General features: G+C 66.1%; 1 protein-coding gene. It reads left to right on the plus strand.

What is annotated here, in order from left to right; genetic code table 11:
• Positions 1–475: hypothetical protein (locus D7X55_RS43870; RefSeq protein ID WP_158626502.1), on the plus strand; the 475-nt coding region annotated here is incomplete at both ends.

Below are 475 nucleotides of genomic sequence, written 5' to 3' on the forward strand. Positions count from 1 at the left end.
GTCGACCAACGTGCGGGTGTGGGGGGAGTGGGCGCTGTGTGACGAGATCGGCGACCACAAGAAGACGGGGCAGGCCGTGCTGCGCAAGATGAACGGCTACTGGGTCGTGACCGCCGAACTGGCGGGGGCCGGGAGCGCCACGCCGGAAGCGCTGATGTACCACGAGATTCCGGAGGAAGAGGTGGACCGGCTGCTCGACGGCCATGCGCGCGAGGACATGAAGCCCGTGCTGAAGCTGCTGCGCACGATGTTGCCCGCCGTGTACCCGCAGGGATACCTCTTCGAAAACGTGGCTGTCGTCGACAACTACGCGCTGTGCAGCTTCCGCTACCGTGCCTCGATCCACAAGCCCGACGTGCAGGGACAGGCCCTGCTCCGCAAGACGGGCGGCAAGTGGCACCTCGTCGAGCAGAGCAACCATCCTGTCGACCTCAAGCAGTACGGCGTCCCGCTGCGTGTCCAGAAGGGGCTGTCC

It is taken from the genome of Corallococcus sp. AB049A (genome assembly GCF_003668885.1).
Classification (GTDB): Bacteria; Myxococcota; Myxococcia; order Myxococcales; family Myxococcaceae; genus Corallococcus; species Corallococcus interemptor.